The organism is Parerythrobacter lacustris, from assembly GCF_024626475.1.
In the GTDB taxonomy this organism is placed as follows: domain Bacteria; phylum Pseudomonadota; class Alphaproteobacteria; order Sphingomonadales; family Sphingomonadaceae; genus Parerythrobacter_A; species Parerythrobacter_A lacustris.
In genome coordinates this window covers 337,682-352,991 of sequence record NZ_JANKHH010000001.1, presented here as the reverse complement: position 1 = coordinate 352,991, position 15,310 = coordinate 337,682, and the positions used below count along the sequence as shown (strand labels likewise).

Annotated in this window: 18 protein-coding genes; 11 read left to right on the top strand and 7 right to left on the bottom strand. The window is 65.4% G+C overall.

Annotated elements, in window-relative coordinates:
• The first annotated feature begins 56 nt into the window (after positions 1-56).
• Genes NSO95_RS01755 through NSO95_RS01745 form a run of 3 tightly spaced genes read left to right on the top strand, consistent with a single transcriptional unit; the run spans position 57 to position 1,608 of the window.
• Complete coding sequence (locus NSO95_RS01755; RefSeq protein ID WP_257594419.1) at positions 57-455, top strand: DUF983 domain-containing protein; 399 nt, start codon at positions 57-59, stop codon at positions 453-455.
• Positions 452-1,228: a HesA/MoeB/ThiF family protein gene (locus tag NSO95_RS01750; RefSeq protein WP_257594418.1), complete on the top strand. Its 777-nt coding sequence runs from the start codon at positions 452-454 to the stop codon at positions 1,226-1,228. Before NSO95_RS01755 ends, NSO95_RS01750 begins: the two co-directional genes overlap by 4 nt.
• A complete protein-coding gene (locus NSO95_RS01745; RefSeq protein WP_257594417.1) occupies positions 1,225-1,608 on the top strand; it encodes a hypothetical protein in 384 nt (127 codons plus the stop codon). Before NSO95_RS01750 ends, NSO95_RS01745 begins: the two co-directional genes overlap by 4 nt.
• On the opposite strand, the gene NSO95_RS01740 is transcribed toward NSO95_RS01745, so the two are convergent.
• Positions 1,605-2,315 (bottom strand): NAD-dependent deacylase, encoded by a 711-nt coding sequence (locus NSO95_RS01740; RefSeq protein ID WP_257594416.1) that lies wholly within the window; start codon positions 2,313-2,315, stop codon positions 1,605-1,607. The two genes, NSO95_RS01745 and NSO95_RS01740, sit on opposite strands and share 4 nt — an antisense overlap.
• A gap of 118 nt (positions 2,316-2,433) precedes the next feature.
• On the opposite strand from NSO95_RS01740, the gene dapB reads away from it, so the two are divergent.
• From dapB to NSO95_RS01715, 5 genes are all read left to right on the top strand, one after another.
• Complete coding sequence (gene dapB, locus NSO95_RS01735) at positions 2,434-3,162, top strand: 4-hydroxy-tetrahydrodipicolinate reductase (RefSeq protein WP_257594415.1); 729 nt, start codon at positions 2,434-2,436, stop codon at positions 3,160-3,162.
• Positions 3,159-3,689 carry a hypothetical protein gene (locus NSO95_RS01730; protein ID WP_257594414.1) on the top strand — a complete coding sequence of 177 codons (531 nt, stop codon included), beginning with the start codon at positions 3,159-3,161 and terminating at the stop codon, positions 3,687-3,689. Before dapB ends, NSO95_RS01730 begins: the two co-directional genes overlap by 4 nt.
• A gap of 16 nt (positions 3,690-3,705) precedes the next feature.
• Positions 3,706-4,557 (top strand): ion transporter, encoded by an 852-nt coding sequence (locus NSO95_RS01725; RefSeq protein WP_257594413.1) that lies wholly within the window; start codon positions 3,706-3,708, stop codon positions 4,555-4,557.
• Positions 4,554-5,204, top strand: a complete 651-nt coding sequence (gene nth, locus NSO95_RS01720; RefSeq protein ID WP_257594412.1) for an endonuclease III — start codon at positions 4,554-4,556, stop codon at positions 5,202-5,204. Before NSO95_RS01725 ends, nth begins: the two co-directional genes overlap by 4 nt.
• 66 nt (positions 5,205-5,270) lie before the next feature.
• Positions 5,271-5,609: a GIY-YIG nuclease family protein gene (locus NSO95_RS01715; RefSeq protein WP_257594411.1), complete on the top strand. Its 339-nt coding sequence runs from the start codon at positions 5,271-5,273 to the stop codon at positions 5,607-5,609.
• A 298-nt stretch (positions 5,610-5,907) separates the two neighbouring features.
• Here NSO95_RS01715 and NSO95_RS01710 read toward each other — a convergent pair whose 3' ends face one another.
• Positions 5,908-7,155: a dicarboxylate/amino acid:cation symporter gene (locus NSO95_RS01710; protein WP_257594410.1), complete on the bottom strand. Its 1,248-nt coding sequence runs from the start codon at positions 7,153-7,155 to the stop codon at positions 5,908-5,910.
• A gap of 131 nt (positions 7,156-7,286) precedes the next feature.
• Positions 7,287-8,423, bottom strand: a complete 1,137-nt coding sequence (gene dapE / locus NSO95_RS01705) for a succinyl-diaminopimelate desuccinylase (protein WP_257594409.1) — start codon at positions 8,421-8,423, stop codon at positions 7,287-7,289.
• A 53-nt stretch (positions 8,424-8,476) separates the two neighbouring features.
• Here dapE and NSO95_RS01700 point away from each other — a divergent pair, with 53 nt between their 5' ends.
• Entirely contained in the window at positions 8,477-8,944 is a 468-nt protein-coding gene (locus NSO95_RS01700) for a cupin domain-containing protein (RefSeq protein ID WP_257594408.1), read from the top strand.
• A 16-nt stretch (positions 8,945-8,960) separates the two neighbouring features.
• Entirely contained in the window at positions 8,961-9,569 is a 609-nt protein-coding gene (locus tag NSO95_RS01695; RefSeq protein ID WP_257594407.1) for a LysE family translocator, read from the top strand.
• Here the strand turns inward: NSO95_RS01695 and NSO95_RS01690 are convergent.
• Positions 9,566-10,471, bottom strand: a complete 906-nt coding sequence (locus NSO95_RS01690; protein WP_257594406.1) for a S1/P1 nuclease — start codon at positions 10,469-10,471, stop codon at positions 9,566-9,568. The genes NSO95_RS01695 and NSO95_RS01690 overlap by 4 nt on opposite strands.
• Positions 10,432-11,100 carry a glutathione S-transferase family protein gene (locus NSO95_RS01685; protein WP_257594405.1) on the bottom strand — a complete coding sequence of 223 codons (669 nt, stop codon included), beginning with the start codon at positions 11,098-11,100 and terminating at the stop codon, positions 10,432-10,434. The genes NSO95_RS01690 and NSO95_RS01685 overlap by 40 nt, the downstream gene beginning before the upstream one ends.
• A 181-nt stretch (positions 11,101-11,281) precedes the next feature.
• Here NSO95_RS01685 and sthA point away from each other — a divergent pair, with 181 nt between their 5' ends.
• A complete protein-coding gene (sthA, locus tag NSO95_RS01680; protein WP_257594404.1) occupies positions 11,282-12,724 on the top strand; it encodes a Si-specific NAD(P)(+) transhydrogenase in 1,443 nt (480 codons plus the stop codon).
• On the opposite strand, the gene yihA is transcribed toward sthA, so the two are convergent.
• A complete protein-coding gene (gene yihA / locus NSO95_RS01675) occupies positions 12,721-13,383 on the bottom strand; it encodes a ribosome biogenesis GTP-binding protein YihA/YsxC (protein WP_257594403.1) in 663 nt (220 codons plus the stop codon). The genes sthA and yihA overlap by 4 nt on opposite strands.
• A gap of 91 nt (positions 13,384-13,474) precedes the next feature.
• The gene (gene yidC / locus NSO95_RS01670; RefSeq protein ID WP_257594402.1) at positions 13,475-15,271 is read right to left on the bottom strand and encodes a membrane protein insertase YidC; all 1,797 of its coding nucleotides are present in this window, start codon (positions 15,269-15,271) and stop codon (positions 13,475-13,477) included.
• Between the last annotated feature and the right edge of the window lie 39 nt (positions 15,272-15,310).

The following is a 15,310-nucleotide window of genomic DNA, read 5'->3' as shown; positions in this document are numbered from 1 at the left end:
CAGCTTTCCCACAAAGCTGTCGACAGCCTCGCCGCGCGCCGCCTAAGGGCGGAGACATGGAAAGCAACGGAGCACCTGCCCTGCCCGCCAGCTTCTGGTTCGCCGTGCTACGCGGGCTGCGCTGCCGTTGCCCGCGCTGCGGCGAGGGGCGCTTGTTCTACCGCTGGCTCAAGCCCGAAGCGGCATGCAGCGCCTGCGCGCTCGACCTCACCCCGCAGCAGACCGACGATTTTCCGGCCTATCTTGCGATCTTCGTCACCGGGCACCTGATGGCGCCGCTGATCATCATGCTGGCGCTCGATTTCGCGCTGTCGGCCTGGCAAATGGCGCTGATCGTCATCCCGCTGGCGCTCGTCATGATGCTCGGCCTGCTCCAGCCGGCCAAGGGCGCGGTGGTTGCGGCGCAGTGGTGGAACGGCATGCACGGCTTCCGCCGCGAGCGGACCGGCGAATGACCCGGCTGGGCGAGGAACGCCTCGACCGCTTCCAGCGGCAGATCATCGTGCCCGAGATAGGCGGCGCGGGGCAGGTCGCGCTGGCTGAGGCGCAGGTGACGCTGGTCGGGCTCGGCGGAATCGGATCGCCGGTGCTGCAATATCTCGCCGGAGCAGGGGTGGGGCGGCTGACGCTGATCGACGATGGCGATGTCGAATTGTCCAACCTCCAGCGCCAGACGATCTACACCCAGCGCGATGTCGGCCACGCCAAGGCGGTCGCCGCGCGCCGCTGGCTGGCGAATTTCGACAGCGCGATCGAGGTCGAGGTGCGCGACGACCGGATATCGCGCGCAAATGCACCCACCCTGCTCGAAGGTTCGCAACTGGTGCTCGACGGGACGGACAATTTCGCCACCCGGCTCGCCGTGTCGGACGCTTGCGTCGCGCTCGGCATCCCGCTGCTCAGCGCCGCGGTCGGACGCTTCCAGGGCCAGGTCGCGGCCTTTGCCGGGCACTTGGCGGACCAGCCGTGCTACCGCTGCTTCGTCGGCGACGCCTTCGACAACAACGATTGCGACACTTGCGCCGACGACGGCATGCTCGGCGCGATGGCCGGCTGGGCCGGCAGCTTCGCGGCAATGCAGGCGGTGCGTGTGCCGCTCGAAGGCAAGGCCGCGCTGGGCAATCCGCGATGGGGAACCGTACACATGCTCGATGGGCTCAAACCCGAAATGCGCTGCTTCCGCGTAGTGAAAGACCCGCATTGCAAGGGGTGTTGTACTGACGCATGAGTTATCAGGAGTCCAGAAAGCCGAAGCTCGTCCTAGCCGCAGTCATGCTTTGTTTGTTAGCGCTGCTGATACTCAAGGCTTTCGAATATGAACTGAGATCCTCATATTTTTTTTCAAGCGTCGAAGCATGCGCGGAAGAGAACGGACTGGAAGGAATCGCATGGCAATGGAGGCCGGCATTCGATGCCGAAGTACAGGTCTTCTCTCCGGAAACCGTGCAGGAAAATCTTGCGATGGATTGCATCAATCGGAAAGCAGGATGGCTTATTTCTGGTTCCTATGGTGCGTTTGGTTCCGATCGCCCCTCGCTAAAGTACGTGATTTCCGGGGAGCACTATTCGCCTCCTGATCCTCATTTGAGTCTGGAATACGTATATTAGATGTGACGACCGCCCAACACCTCCTCCACCCACGCAGGGACCAGTTCCCCTGCCCGCCCCTGCCGGCTCTCGTGGAACCAGTGCGAGCCTTCGCTGCGTTCGAGATTGAGTTCGAGCGTCCGAACGCCCAGCTCGCGCGCGTCGCGGACGAAGCCTGCCGCCGGATAGACTGCGCCCGAGGTGCCGATGCTGACGCACAGGTCCGCCCGGCGCAGCGCGGCGTAGATGCGGTCCATCTGATAGGGCATCTCGCCGAACCACACGACATCGGGGCGCAGGGTCGGCGCGCGGCACACCGGGCAGGGCGGGCGATCTATCATCGGGGCATCCCACGCGCTTCGCATCCCGCAGCTCGTGCACAACGCGCTCTTCAATTCGCCATGCATGTGCAGCACTTGGCTTGCCCCCGCGCGTTCGTGGAGATCATCGACGTTCTGGGTGACGATCAGCAACTCCCCGCCGAACGCGCGCTCGAGCCGCGCCAGCGCCTCATGCGCCCGGTTCGGGACCACCGTGTTCAATGCTGCGCGCCGCATGTCGTAGAAATTGAGCACCAGGTTCGGATCGCGCGCGAAACCTTCGGGCGTGGCGACATCCTCCACCCGGTGCTGTTCCCACAGCCCGCCGGCGTCACGGAAGGTGTCGATCCCGCTTTCGGCGGAGATTCCCGCGCCGGTGAGGATGACGATATTGCGAACCCCTGACATTGCGCCCCCTTGCCGTCACCCTGAACTTGTTTCAGGGTCCATTCCGCGTTTCGCGCCAACTGCACTGTGCGGGCAGATGGATGCCGAAACAAGTTCGGCATGACGGGTGAGAGCGGGTTTGGCCAAGATCGGGATTATCGGCAGCGAAGGGCGCATGGGGCATGCGCTGGCGCAAGCGATTGCCGCCGCCGGGCACGAACTCTCAGGCGGGGTCGACAAGGGCGGCGATGTTGCTGGCCTCGCCGACCGCAGCGACGCGCTGGTCGATTTCTCCGCCCCTTCCGCGCTCGAGAGCAACCTTCACGCCGCGATCGGGGCAGGAATTCCGATCCTTGTCGGCACAACCGGGCTGGAGGAACGCCACTTCGCCGCGATCGACGGCGCGGCACGTGCGGTGCCGGTGCTCCAGACGGGCAACACCTCGCTCGGGGTGACGCTGCTCGCCCATCTGGTGCAGCAGGCGGCGAGCCGGCTGGGCAACGAGTGGGACATCGAAATCGTCGAAATGCACCACCGGATGAAGGTGGATGCCCCTTCCGGCACCGCGAAGCTGCTTGGCGAAGCGGCGGCGCGCGGGCGGGGGATCGATCTCGCCGCGCAGAGCGAGAGCGGTCGGGACGGTCATACCGGCGCCCGCGCGAAGGGCGCGATCGGCTTCGCTGCGCTGCGCGGCGGGACCGTGGCGGGCGAGCACAGCGTGATCCTGGCGGGGGAGGACGAGCGCATCATCCTGTCGCACAGCGCGGAGAACCGCAGCATATTCGCACGCGGCGCGGTGCGGGGCGCAAGCTGGCTGATCGGCCAGCCCCCGGCGCGCTACCGGATGGAAGACGTGCTCGGGCTATGAGCGCGGTTTCCGCCAGCGATTGCCTCTGGCGTGAGGAAGGCGGCGGCGAAGCCGCGGGCGCGCGCTGCCTCGCTTTCCTGGCCGAAGTGGGCATCCCCGTCCGGCTGCGGCAGGGCGAGGACATGGACCAGCCGGTCGACGGCTTCATCATCGCCGATGGTACGGTGGTGATCGACCCCGCAACCCCGGTGTGGCCGGGCGATCTGCTCCACGAAGGCGGGCATATCGCGGTGACCGATCCCGCCCGGCGCGCGACGCTGGGCGCGCTCGAGCCCGACCAGACGGAAGAATATATGGCGATCGCCTGGTCCTATGCCGCGGCGAAGCAATGCGACGTCGGCCTGCGCCAGCTGTTCCACCCCGAAGGCTACAAGGGCAGCTATGAATTCGCCGCCAAATGCTACGCGCTCGGCCGGTTCGAGGGGGCCGACGGGCTCGCCGCGCTGGGCATGGCCGAGCTCGACCTGATGCGCGCGCTCGCCGCCGGGGTGCCGACCTATCCCAACATGATCCGCTGGCTGCGGTGAGGGGGAGCAGGGGGGCTTGCGCAAATATCTCCACCACCAGCTGTTCACCGGCGCGGAGTTCGACGGGCGGCTGACGCTGCTCAACAAGCTGCTGGTGGCGATCATCCTGCTCGCGGTGTTCACCGCAGTCCTCTCGACCGAGGCCGAGCTGCATGACAAATGGCACTACGAGTTGCTTGTCGCCGAGGCAGTGTTCGGCGCCATCTTCCTCGCCGAATACCTCGCCCGCATTTACGCTGCGGCGGAAAACCCGGGGCCGGAGGGGGACTGGGTCAAGCGGTGGCGCTTCATCCGCTCGCCGCTCGGGCTGATCGATCTGGCGGTGGTCATCGCCTCGCTGCTGCCGCTGTTCGTTTCCCATTCCTCCGTGCTGCGCACAATCCGCCTGCTGCGGGTCATCGCGGTGATGAAATTCGGCCGCTTCTCGCGCGCGCTGGGCGAGGTCTGGGGCGCGGTAAAGGATCGCGGCGACGATCTGCTCGTCACCTTGGTGCTTGCGGGCATGCTGCTGCTGTTCGGCGCGACCGCGCTGTACCTCACCGAAGGTGATATCCAGCCCGAGCAGTTCGGCAGCATCCCGCGCGCGCTGTGGTGGGCGGTCATCACCCTGACCACGGTGGGGTACGGCGACGCCTTCCCGATCACCCCGCTGGGCAAGGTCTTCGCCTCGTTCGTGGCGCTGTCAGGCATCGCGCTGGTCGCCATGCCGACCGGGATCATCGCCGCCGCCTTCTCCGAAGCGATGCAGCGCCGCCGCGACCAGCGGATCGAGGAAATGCGGGCGCATCTCGAACGGCTCGACCAGGTCGACGAAGCGGTCGAGGCGAAGATCGCTGCGCTGCAGCGCACCAGCAATCCCAAGCCGTGACCCGCGACCAGATCTTCGAATTCTTCCGCAGGCTGGCGGAGGACAATCCCGAGCCGGAGACCGAGCTCGAATACGGCAATTGCTACCAGCTGGTGGTGGCGGTTGCGCTCAGTGCGCAGGCGACCGATGTCGGCGTGAACAAGGCGACGCGCGCGCTGTTCGCCAAGGTCCAAACCCCGCAGCAGATGCTCGACCTCGGCGAAGAGGGGCTGCGCGAGCACATCAAGACCATCGGCCTGTTCAATTCCAAGGCGAAGAACGTCATCGCTTTGAGCCAGCTTTTGGTCGACGAATATGGCGGCGCAGTGCCAGACAGGCGCGAAGACCTCATCCGCTTGCCCGGCGTGGGCCGCAAGACCGCCAATGTCGTATTGAACTGCTGGTTCGGGCAGGAGACCTTCGCGGTCGACACCCACATCTTCCGCGTCGGCAACCGCACCGGCCTCGCCAAGGGCAAGACGCCCGAACAGGTCGAGGCGAAGCTGGAAAAGCGCGTCCCAGCCCCGTTCCGACTCGGCGCGCACCACTGGCTGATCCTGCACGGCCGCTATGTGTGCAAGGCACGCGCGCCCGAATGCTGGCGGTGCAAGGTGGCGGATCTGTGCAGCTATCGGAAGAAGTTGCTGGAGGTGCCAAAGCGGCGGTGATGTCCGGTAGGCCCACCATCCACCATGTCATTCCCGCGAAGGCGGGAATCCAGTAGCAACCTCTCGATGCAGCACGAATTCGCCCCATGCGTCTACATCGTCGCATCGCGCCGCAACGGCACGCTCTACATCGGTGTCACTTCGAATCTCTTGCAACGCATCGCGCAGCATCGCGAAGGCATCCTCGGCGGATTCACAAGGAAGCACGGCGTCAAGTCGCTGGTCTGGTTCGAACCCCATGACGATATCGAAGAGGCAATCTTGCGCGAAAAGCAGCTCAAGAAGTGGAACCGCACATGGAAGCTGCGTTTGATCGAAGAGACCAACCCGACCTGGCGCGACCTGGCGGAGGATTTCGGATTTGTGCCGCTGGTCCCGACTGGATCCCCGCCTTCGCGGGGATGACAGGGATGGTGCTGGAGGAGCCGAAAGGACGGTGACTAGCTTGGCCGTTTCTTGCGTCGGCTCGAAAGGCGAAACCCAAGTAAGAGAGCGACTACAACTGGACCCGCAAGGAGAACGAATCTCATGGTCTCACGCTTCGTTGCGCACTCCGCTTGCGTCCCTTCGAATAAACCCACATCGCGCGCCCCGAATTGGCGCAGTGCTCCAAGGCAATCGTCATAGTCGAAACACGTAACATAGCCTGCGAGAAGCCAGATCACCGATGCCGTTGCTACCACGGTTATAACCAGCCAGCGCATCAAACATCATCTGCCGAAACCATCTCCGCCCGGTCGATCTCGCCCGTCATCACTGCCACGGTCGTCGCCACTGCTGCATCGCCCGAAACGTTGGTGGTGGTGCGCATCATGTCCATGATCCGGTCCACACCGGCGACGAAGGCGATGGTTTCCAGCGGCACGCCGACCGCGCCGAATACCAGCGCCATCATGATCAGCCCCGCTCCCGGAATGCCCGCCGCGCCAATCGCGCCGAGGGTGGCGAGGATCGAGATGAGGAAATACTGCCCCCAGCTGAGGTCGACCCCGAAAATCTGCGCCCCGAACAGCGTCGCGAGGCCGAGATACATCGCGGTGCCGTTCATGTTCACCGTCGCGCCGAGGCTGATCACGAAGCTCGCGACCGAGTTCGATATGCCGAGGTTGCGCTCCGCACAGCGCAGCGTAACCGGCAGCGTCGCGTTGGAGCTGGCGGTCGAGTAGCTGACCGCCATCGCATCGACGATGCCGCGGAAGAAATCGATCACCGGCAGCTTGGCGAGGAACTTGATCATCGCCGAATACATCACCCCGATGATCAGCAGGCAGCCGACATAGTTGAAGATCACCAGCCAGCTCAGCGCCTTGAGGGCTTCCCATCCCATCGTCCCGGCGACCCAGGCCATCAGCGCGAACACGCCGAAGGGGGTCAGCTCCATGACGATCATCGTCACCTTCTGCATCACGATCGAGCCGCTATCGAAAATCTTCTGCACCGGCTCGCCGTCCTTGCCCGCCATCAGGATGCCGATGCCGATCAACAGGCTGAACACGATCAGCGGCAGCACTGCGACATCGGCCATCACCTGCACCGGGCTTTCGGGCACGATCGAGAGGATCATGTCGATGGCGGTGGTAGGATTGGGCTCGGGCGTGGGCGTGGTCGGTGTGCCGAGCGTCTCGCGGGTCGGGAACAGCTGGAAATTGGTCGCCAGCGTGCCGAGCGCGAGACCGAGCCACACCGCGATCTGACCGGTGACGAGGAACAGCAGCATCGCCCGCCCGCCGACCGCGCCGAGCTTGCGCAAGTCGCCGATCGCCGCGACCCCGGCGACCAGGCTGAAGAAGATCAGCGGTACCACCAGCATCTTGATCGACCTGATGAAGAAATCGCCGATCCACTTGATACTCTCCGCATCCGGCCCCCACAGCCAGCCGGTGATAACGCCGAGCACCAGCGCGCCGACGACGCGCTGCCACAGTGGAATTGCGAACCAGGCTCGAAACATCTCTCAGACCCCTCAAATCTTTGCGGGCGACGCTAGGGAATTCGCGCAGGGATTGGAAGCAGACTCACAGCACAACCCACGTCCGTCACTACGGCCCTCAAGCCGGGGCCGAGCCCGGGGAGACGGTTAGATCAGGAATCGAGCGCGGCCTGGGCAATCCGGGCGTAGATGCGGCTCAGGGTTTCCAGATCCGCCATGGCCACCGCTTCGTCGCGCTTGTGCATGGTTGCGTTGCACAGGCCGAATTCGATCACCGGGCAGACGCTGCGCAGGAATCGCGCATCGGAGGTGCCACCCGTGGTCGAGGGTTCGGGAATGATCCCCGTCTCCGCCAACACCGCGTCGGCGATGATCTGCGAGAAGGTGCCCGGCGGGGTGAGGAAAGGCTCGCCCGAGACAATCGGCAGCGCGGAGCCTCCGTGTTTCCGGGCGATGGCGGCGACCAGTTCGGACAGCGAAGCGCCCGAATGCCGGTCGTTGAAGCGGATCGAGAGGCGCGCCTTGGCCTTTTCCGGAATCACATTATGCGCCGGATTGCCGACTTCGAGATCGGTGATTTCGAGGTTGGACGGCTGGAACCAGTCGGTGCCTTCGTCGAGCACCAAAGCATCGAGCTCCGCCAGCATCGCGACCAGTTTCGGGACCGGATTGTCTGCCAGGTGCGGATAGGCGACGTGGCCTTGCACCCCCGCCACCTCGAGCCAGATATTGACAGAACCGCGCCGCCCGATCTTCATCATGTCGCCGAGGCGATTGACCGAGGTGGGCTCACCGACGAGGCACAGGTCGGGCTGGTGGCCCTCGGCGCGCATGAAATCGATCAGCGCGCGGGTGCCGTGGAGCGCGGGGCCTTCCTCGTCGCCGGTGATGATGAAGCTGATGGTGCCCGCATCCTGCGGCACGTGGCGGGCTGCCTCGACCATGCAGGCGATCGCCCCCTTCATATCGACCGCGCCGCGGCCATAGAGAAGGTCGCCGCACCGCTCGGGCGCGAAAGGGGCGCTGGTCCAGCCATTGCCCGGCGGGACGACGTCGAGATGCCCGGCAAAGGCGAAATGCTTCGAACCGGCGGGTCCCTGGCGGATGGCGAACAGGTTCTCGACCGGAGCCTCGTCGCTGCCGGTCGTGCCATCGCCGCGCGTCATGCGATGCACCTCGAAGCCAAGCGGCGCGAGCATCTCCTCCAGCACGTCGAACACAAGTCCCGTCGCCGGGGTCACGCTGGGGGCGGCGATCAGTTTTTCGGCAATCTCTATGGCGTCGCTCATCGGCTTGGGACTAAAGCAGCAGCGAGGCGCTGACCAGCCGGAGAACGCACACCATGCCCAAGCTCGATCTCGATGCCATCCCGCAGACCAATGCCACGGGGTACCCTGAGCCCTTCGATGCCGATGTGGAAGGGCGCTGGTACCGCCGCCTCGCCCCTGCCGCCGGGCTGACGAAGCTCGGGGCGAGCCACGTCGTGCTCAAACCTGGTGCCTTCTCTTCGCAACGGCACTGGCATCGCGGGCAGGACGAGCTGGTGGTGATGCTGGTGGGCGAAGCGGTACTGATCGAGGACGAGGGCGAAACCCCCGTCGGCCCCGGCGATGTGCTGTCCTGGGCGGCGGGCGTCGAGAACGGCCACCGGCTCCACAACCGTTCCGATTCTGACTGCGTGTTCGTGGCGATCAGCGGCGGCGCGAGTGCGGATGACAGCGGCGAATATCCCGATATCGACATGGTGTTCGATCCCGACGGCTATGCCCGCAAGGACGGCAGCCGGTACCCGGCGAAGCGCATCCCGTGAGACTGCCTGGCGCGCGATGGACCTGACCGGTTTCGCCTTGGCCGTCCTCCTGATCGAGCTGACGCCCGGCCCCAATATGGCGTGGCTGGTCGCGCTGGTGCTGGGCGAGGGGCGCAAGGCAGGGCTGGCGGCGATCGGCGGGGTCGCGCTGGGGCTGCTCGCCAACGGGCTGCTCTCGGCGGTCGGGGCGAGTGCGCTTCTCGCCGCCTTGCCGCAGGCCGCCAGCTTCGTCGGTTTCGCAGGCGCGGCGATGATGCTCTATCTCGCGTGGGAGGCATGGCGCGCAAGCGGCGAGACCTCGCCAGCCTCGGTTCCGCGCGAAGCACCTGGGCGGCACTTCCTGGCCGGTTTCGCGATCAACCTGTTCAACCCCAAGGCGGCGCTGTTCTTCCTTGCCGTCGCGCCGCAATTCGTCGCCGGTGGCGCGCCGACGATTCGGCAGGCCATCACGCTGGCGCTGATCAGCGTGGCAATCGCGACGGCGGTCCATTTCCTGCTGATCTTCGGCGCGGCATCGATCCGGCCGGTGCTGCTCGAACCGGGGCGGGCGAAGTTCGTCCGCCGGGCACTAGCACTTGCAATGGTGGGCGTTGCGGCGTGGTTCGTGGCCAGCGCAATCGGTTAGCGCCGCCGCTCCTCAACCGCGAGCGGACCCGGCGCGAAGGCCTCGTCGAGCAGCCGCGCCATCCTCAGGCCCGCCTGCTGCACCCGCCCTTGCGAGACGGGAATCGCCGCGACGATATCCTCCTGCGTCAACGCGGCTTCATCTGGCAGGTCCCCGTCGCACGGCGCGACGTCGAAGGCATTGGGATAGACGAAATCGCGCGCGGTCTGCCAGCTTTCGCGCCCCCAGTCCTCCGGTCCGCCAGTGGCGATGGCGGCACGCTCGGCGGGGGAGTAGCGGCGCACCAGTGGCGGGTCGGCCGAAGAAATCGCGCGTTCGGCCAGCGCGCTGTCCCAGATCGAATGGAGGTTGCGACCCGGCACGATGCCATAGGCGGTGACATTGTCGTTCCCCCCGCGATCGTCCTTGTCGCCCGAATGGAGCGGCATGTGGATATCGCCGACGAAATGGACGAGGAAGGCGAGCGCTTCCAGCCGGACATTGCCAGGCAGGCTCTCGTCCGCCACGATCCGCAGATTGCGCTCGATCTGCGCGCTGACGCAATTGCCGCCGCTGCAATTGGTGCGGACGTTATAGGGCTCGCACACCGGCGCGGTCTGGTAATGCCAGGCGGCGGTATAGCCCCAGCGCCAGCCCTCGCGGCGCACGCAATCGGGCCATACGGCGGCATCGGGCAGGCTTTTCAGGTCGCAATCGGGGGTGCCGATCTCGCGCTCGTGGCGCAGCAGTCGCGCGATCGCGGCGCGGGTTTCCGGCTTCACATTGGCCAGCGCAATCTCGGCGGTGGTACGGTGCCCGTACTCGCCCCAGGCCAGCGCCTGCGACGGGAGCAATGCGACCAGCGCCAGCAGGATCGCGCCGACTATCCCTGCGGCGTAGTCTCGTATTGTTCGATTACCCATTGCTCGTCCTCTGCGCCGGCAATCCATTGCTGCATCCATTCGTGGTCCCACAGCGCTTCCATATAGGCCTCGGCGAAGCCGGGCAGCTTGAACTCGTAGCTGCGGAAGCGTGAGACCACCGGGGCGTAGAACACATCCGCCGCGCTGAAGGTCCCGAACAGGAACGGCCCGCCCTGGCCGAAGCGCGCACGAGCTTCCGCCCACAGCTGGAGCACGCGCACCGTATCGGCGCGCGCGTCGTCGGTTATGGTCACCCCCTCGAAGGTCTTGCGGATGTTCATCGGGCATTCGCGGCGCAGCGCGGCGAAGCTGCTGTGCATTTCCGCTACCATCGACCGGGCCATCCCGCGCGCGGTATCGTCCTTGGGCCAGAACCGGTCGCGCCCGACCTTGTCGGCGCAATATTCGAGGATGGCGAGGCTGTCCCACACCACGGTCTCGCCGTCCCACAGGATCGGCACCTTCCCATGGCTCGGCATGGTACCTTGCACCGCGTGCTTGGTCTCTTCCCACTGTTCGCCGAACATCGGGACGGTGATTTCCTCGAAATGCAGGCCCGATTGCTTGACCGCGAGCCAGCCGCGCAGCGACCAGCTGGAGTAATTCTTGTTGCCGATGATGAGCTTCATGCGCCTTGCCACCTTGCCACGCGAGTCGGAATGCCGCCGCGTTAGGCGTTCATCCCCATACTGTCGAGGCTGAACGGAAGGAGCATCGGGAACTCGTCGGGGATCGATCCAGCTCCTGCCACCGCCACTTAAACTCTTGTCGCTGTGGGCGTTCCTGTTCCTGAAGGGAAGGGCATCGACGATGGCGCAATTTGATTTCGTGGTGATCGGCAGCGGGCCGGCCGGGCGGCGCGCTGCGATCCAGGCGGCCAAGCTCGGCCAGTCGGTGCTGGTGATCGACGACCGCAAGAAGCTGGGCGGGGTGTCGCTGCACACCGGGACGATCCCCTCGAAGACCCTGCGCGAAACCGCGCTGAACCTGTCCGGCTGGCGCGAGCGCGGCTTCTACGGCCAAGGGTATCGCGCGCGGCAGGACATCCGGTCGGAGGACCTGGCCGTCCGTCTCGACAAGACCATCGCGCACGAAGTCGATGTGCTTGAGCACCAGTTCACCCGCAACGGGGTCAAGCATCTGGTCGGTCGGGCGCGGTTCGAATCGCCGCACCGGCTTGCGGTCGACCGCGAGGTCGGCGACCAGCGCATCACCGAGATCATCGAAGCGGAGAAAATCCTGATCGGGGTCGGAACCACGCCCTACCACCCGGACAACATCCCGTTCAACGGCACCAGCGTGGTCGACAGCGATCGCTTCATCCTCTCGCCGCGCCTGCCGCGCAGCCTGGTGGTGGTCGGCGCGGGGGTGATCGGGATCGAGTATGCCACGATCTTCAGTGCGATGGATGTGCCCGTTACGCTGATCGAGCCGCGCGACAGCCTGCTCGATTTCATGGACCGCGATATCGTCGACCATCTGGTCTATCTGATGCGCGATCGGGGGGTCGATTTGCGGCTCGGTGCCTCGGTGCGCCACGTGGTGTTCAACGAACGCGATGAACCGGTGTGCGTCCTCGCCGACGGGCGACTGGTCAGCGCCGAAACGGTGCTGTTCACCGCTGGCCGCATCGGCGCGACCGGCAGCCTCGACCTGGCCAAGGCGGGGCTGACCGCCGACGCGCGGGGCCGGATCGAAGTCGATCGCAGCACGTTCCAGACCGCGCAGCCGCATATCTATGCGGCGGGCGATGTGATCGGCTTCCCCAGTCTTGCTTCCACCTCGATGGAGCAGGGACGGGCTGCGGCGTGCCATGCTTTCGGCAAGGATTGCGCCTGTGCGGATTCGAACCTGCCTTACGGCGTCTATGCGGTGCCCGAACTGTCCTCGGTCGGGCTGACCGAACAGGAGGCGAGGCGGCGCGGTATTGCCTATGAATGCGGTATCGCCCGCTTCCGCGAGACCTCGCGCGGTCACATCATGGGCTCGCACTGCGGCATGCTCAAGCTCGTCTGCGAGCAGGGCAGCGGCAAGCTGCTGGGCGCGCATATAATCGGTGAAGGGGCGAGCGAGCTGATCCATATCGGCCAGGCGGTGATCGGCCTTGGCGGTACGGTGAGCTATCTGGTGGACAACTGCTTCAACTACCCGACGCTGGCCGAAGCGTACAAGATCGCCGCGCTCGATATCTGGAACCGGCTGCAACATTCTGCGGTCGACAGCTTGCAACCGCAATTCGCAAAAGTCTGCTAGACCCCAGCGTCGCGCAGCACGGCGGCGCGCAATTGCTCGATGCCCATGCCTTTCTCGGCGCTGGTCAGGTGGAGTTCGGGGAAGGCCGCCGGGTGCTTGCGCGCCTCCTCCACGGTCTGCTCGGCAACGCGCTCGAGATCGCTCGCCTTGATCTTGTCGGTCTTGGTCAGCACGAGCCGGTAACCGACCGCCGCCGCATCGAGCATCTTCATCATTTCGCGGTCGACATCCTTCAGGCCGTGGCGGCTGTCGACCAGCACCAGCGTGCGGTGCAGCACCTGGCGCCCGCGCAGGTAGGTGTTGACCAACGCCTTCCACTTGTCGACCACCTTCACCGGCGCCTTGGCGAAGCCGTAACCCGGCATGTCGACCAGCCGGAACAGGGTGGGTTCGCCGACTTCGAAGAAGTTCAGTTCCTGCGTCCGCCCCGGTGTAACCGAGGCGCGCGCGATTGCCTTGCGCCCGGTCAGCGCGTTGAGCAGGCTCGACTTGCCGACGTTGGAGCGCCCGCAGAAGGCGATCTCCGGCACCGTAGGGTCGGGCAGGAACTTGAGCTGCGGCGCCGAGAGGAGGAAGTCCACCCGGCCCGAGAACAGCTTGGCCGCGCGGCGGGCGAGCGCGGCGCGCTCGGCCTCGTCCAACCGGTTTTCCTCTGTCATTGCGAGCGTAGCGAAGCAATCCAGGCCGACAGCGCGTGCCGTTCTGGATTGCCGCGCAACCTTCGGCTGCTCGCAATGGCGAGGAAATGGCTCATGCCTTGCTCTTCTTGTCCCGCTCGGCGACGTTGGCCTGGTCGGTCTTCTGCTTCTCCGCCGCGGCTTTCAGCTGCGGGTGCTTCGAATAGAGATAGCTCTGCTGCGCCAGCGTCAGCACGTTGTTGGTGATCCAGTACAGCAGCAGCCCGGCCGCGAACGGCGCCATGACAAACATCAGCATCCACGGCATGATCGCAAAGATCTGCTGCTGGACCGGGTCCATCGCGGTGGGGTTGAGGCGGAAGGTCAGCCACATGGTGATGCCGAGGATCACCGCCAGCACGCCGATGCCGAAGATGAACATCAGCCAGCCGGGCACCATGATCCCGACCTTGCTCAGCGCCAGCGCCAGCGTCGCAGGGTCCGGCGCGGAAAGATCGCGCAGCCAGCCGTAGAACGGCTGGTGGCGCATCTCGATCGCGAGGATCAGCACCTTGTAGAGCGCGAAGAAGATCGGGATCTGGATCAGGATCGGCAGGCAGCCCGCGAGCGGATTGACCTTCTCGGTCTTGTACAGCGCCATGATTTCCTGTTGCTGCTTCTGCTTGTCGTCCTTGTAGCGTTCCTGGATCGCCTTCATCTTCGGCTGGATCGCGCGCATCTGCGCCATCGAGGCGAACTGCTTCTGCGCGATCGGGAACAGCAGCAGGCGGATGAGGAAGGTCATCGCAATGATCGCGAGGCCGAAATTCCCGACCAGATCGAACAGCTGGACCAGCAACCACCAGATCGGGCGCGCGATCCAGCCGAACCAGCCCCAGTCGATCGCATTGCCGAACTTGTCGACGCCCGCCGCCTCGTACTGGTTGAGGATCGCGCTTTCCTTCGCCCCGGCGAAGAGTTGCGTGGTCCGCGTCACCTGCCGCCCGGGCGCGACGGTGATCGGCTGGTAAGCCATCTTCGCCACGAAGACACCGTTGCCGAGCGGTTCGAAATCGGCCTCCACATTGCTGCCCGCCTGCGGAATGACCGCCGAAAGCCAGTAGATATCGGTGAAGCCGAGCCAGTGCGGTGCGCCCGAAGTCCGCCCTTCGGCGGCACTTTCGGCGAGATCGTCGTAGTCCGGGCCGAATACGACCCCGTCACCGAAGGCGCCGATCGGGCCCGAATGGACGTTGAAGGAATCCTGGCTCGCGGTCTTGTCGGTGCGGACGATCCCGGCGCGCGGGCGCACCACCACCGGGCCAGCGGAGGTGTTGGCCACCGTCTGCTTGGCGCTGATCATGTAGTGCTCGTCGATCGACAGTTCGATGGTGAAGCGCTGCCCTTCGCCGTTGTTCCAGGTCAGCGTCACCGGCTTGCCGGGGGTAAGCGGGCCGCCGGTTGACTGCCATACGGTGTCGACCCCGGGCAGCTTCACGCCCTCGCCCGCCCAGCCGAACTGCGCGTAATGCTGCGCCTCGCTGCCGGCGGGGGAGAAAATGCGCACCGGCTTGCTGTTCTTCTCGACTGTTTCGCTGTGGGTCTTGAGCACGATGTCGTCGATCCGTGCGCCGACCGGGTTGATCGAGCCGGAAATCTCGGGCGCGTCGATCTTGACGCGATCCGCCGCGACGAGCGAGGTTTCCAGCTGCTGCGCCTCGCGGGCGATGTCTTCCGGGGTCTGCAATCCGCCCTCGCGGGTGCGCTTCACAGTGGGCTCTTCGGCGGCCTCCTGCGGTGCCGCGGCAACCTGCTCGCCCGCCACGGGCTCATCGGGCTGCGGATAGAAGAAGCGGATCGCGCTGTCCCATCCGATCAGCAACAGGCCGCACAGCACCACGGCGAGGAAAAGATTACGCTGGTTGTCCAAGATTTCGGCCCCGAATGATTCGAACAGGTGTGTTACATA

What these genes read in the sequence shown, in the direction of transcription:
- NSO95_RS01695 (WP_257594407.1), top strand. Translation starts at nt 8,961, where the DNA reads ATGGACCTGACCGGTTTCGCCTTGGCCGTCCTCCTGATCGAGCTGACG.
- yihA (WP_257594403.1), bottom strand. Translation starts at nt 13,383, where the DNA reads ATGACAGAGGAAAACCGGTTGGACGAGGCCGAGCGCGCCGCGCTCGCC.
- dapE (WP_257594409.1), bottom strand. Translation starts at nt 8,423, where the DNA reads ATGAGCGACGCCATAGAGATTGCCGAAAAACTGATCGCCGCCCCCAGC.
- NSO95_RS01730 (WP_257594414.1), top strand. Translation starts at nt 3,159, where the DNA reads ATGAGCGCGGTTTCCGCCAGCGATTGCCTCTGGCGTGAGGAAGGCGGC.
- NSO95_RS01690 (WP_257594406.1), bottom strand. Translation starts at nt 10,471, where the DNA reads ATGGGTAATCGAACAATACGAGACTACGCCGCAGGGATAGTCGGCGCG.
- NSO95_RS01710 (WP_257594410.1), bottom strand. Translation starts at nt 7,155, where the DNA reads ATGTTTCGAGCCTGGTTCGCAATTCCACTGTGGCAGCGCGTCGTCGGC.
- NSO95_RS01750 (WP_257594418.1), top strand. Translation starts at nt 452, where the DNA reads ATGACCCGGCTGGGCGAGGAACGCCTCGACCGCTTCCAGCGGCAGATC.
- sthA (WP_257594404.1), top strand. Translation starts at nt 11,282, where the DNA reads ATGGCGCAATTTGATTTCGTGGTGATCGGCAGCGGGCCGGCCGGGCGG.
- NSO95_RS01745 (WP_257594417.1), top strand. Translation starts at nt 1,225, where the DNA reads ATGAGTTATCAGGAGTCCAGAAAGCCGAAGCTCGTCCTAGCCGCAGTC.
- NSO95_RS01700 (WP_257594408.1), top strand. Translation starts at nt 8,477, where the DNA reads ATGCCCAAGCTCGATCTCGATGCCATCCCGCAGACCAATGCCACGGGG.
- NSO95_RS01685 (WP_257594405.1), bottom strand. Translation starts at nt 11,100, where the DNA reads ATGAAGCTCATCATCGGCAACAAGAATTACTCCAGCTGGTCGCTGCGC.
- NSO95_RS01755 (WP_257594419.1), top strand. Translation starts at nt 57, where the DNA reads ATGGAAAGCAACGGAGCACCTGCCCTGCCCGCCAGCTTCTGGTTCGCC.
- NSO95_RS01740 (WP_257594416.1), bottom strand. Translation starts at nt 2,315, where the DNA reads ATGTCAGGGGTTCGCAATATCGTCATCCTCACCGGCGCGGGAATCTCC.
- NSO95_RS01715 (WP_257594411.1), top strand. Translation starts at nt 5,271, where the DNA reads ATGCAGCACGAATTCGCCCCATGCGTCTACATCGTCGCATCGCGCCGC.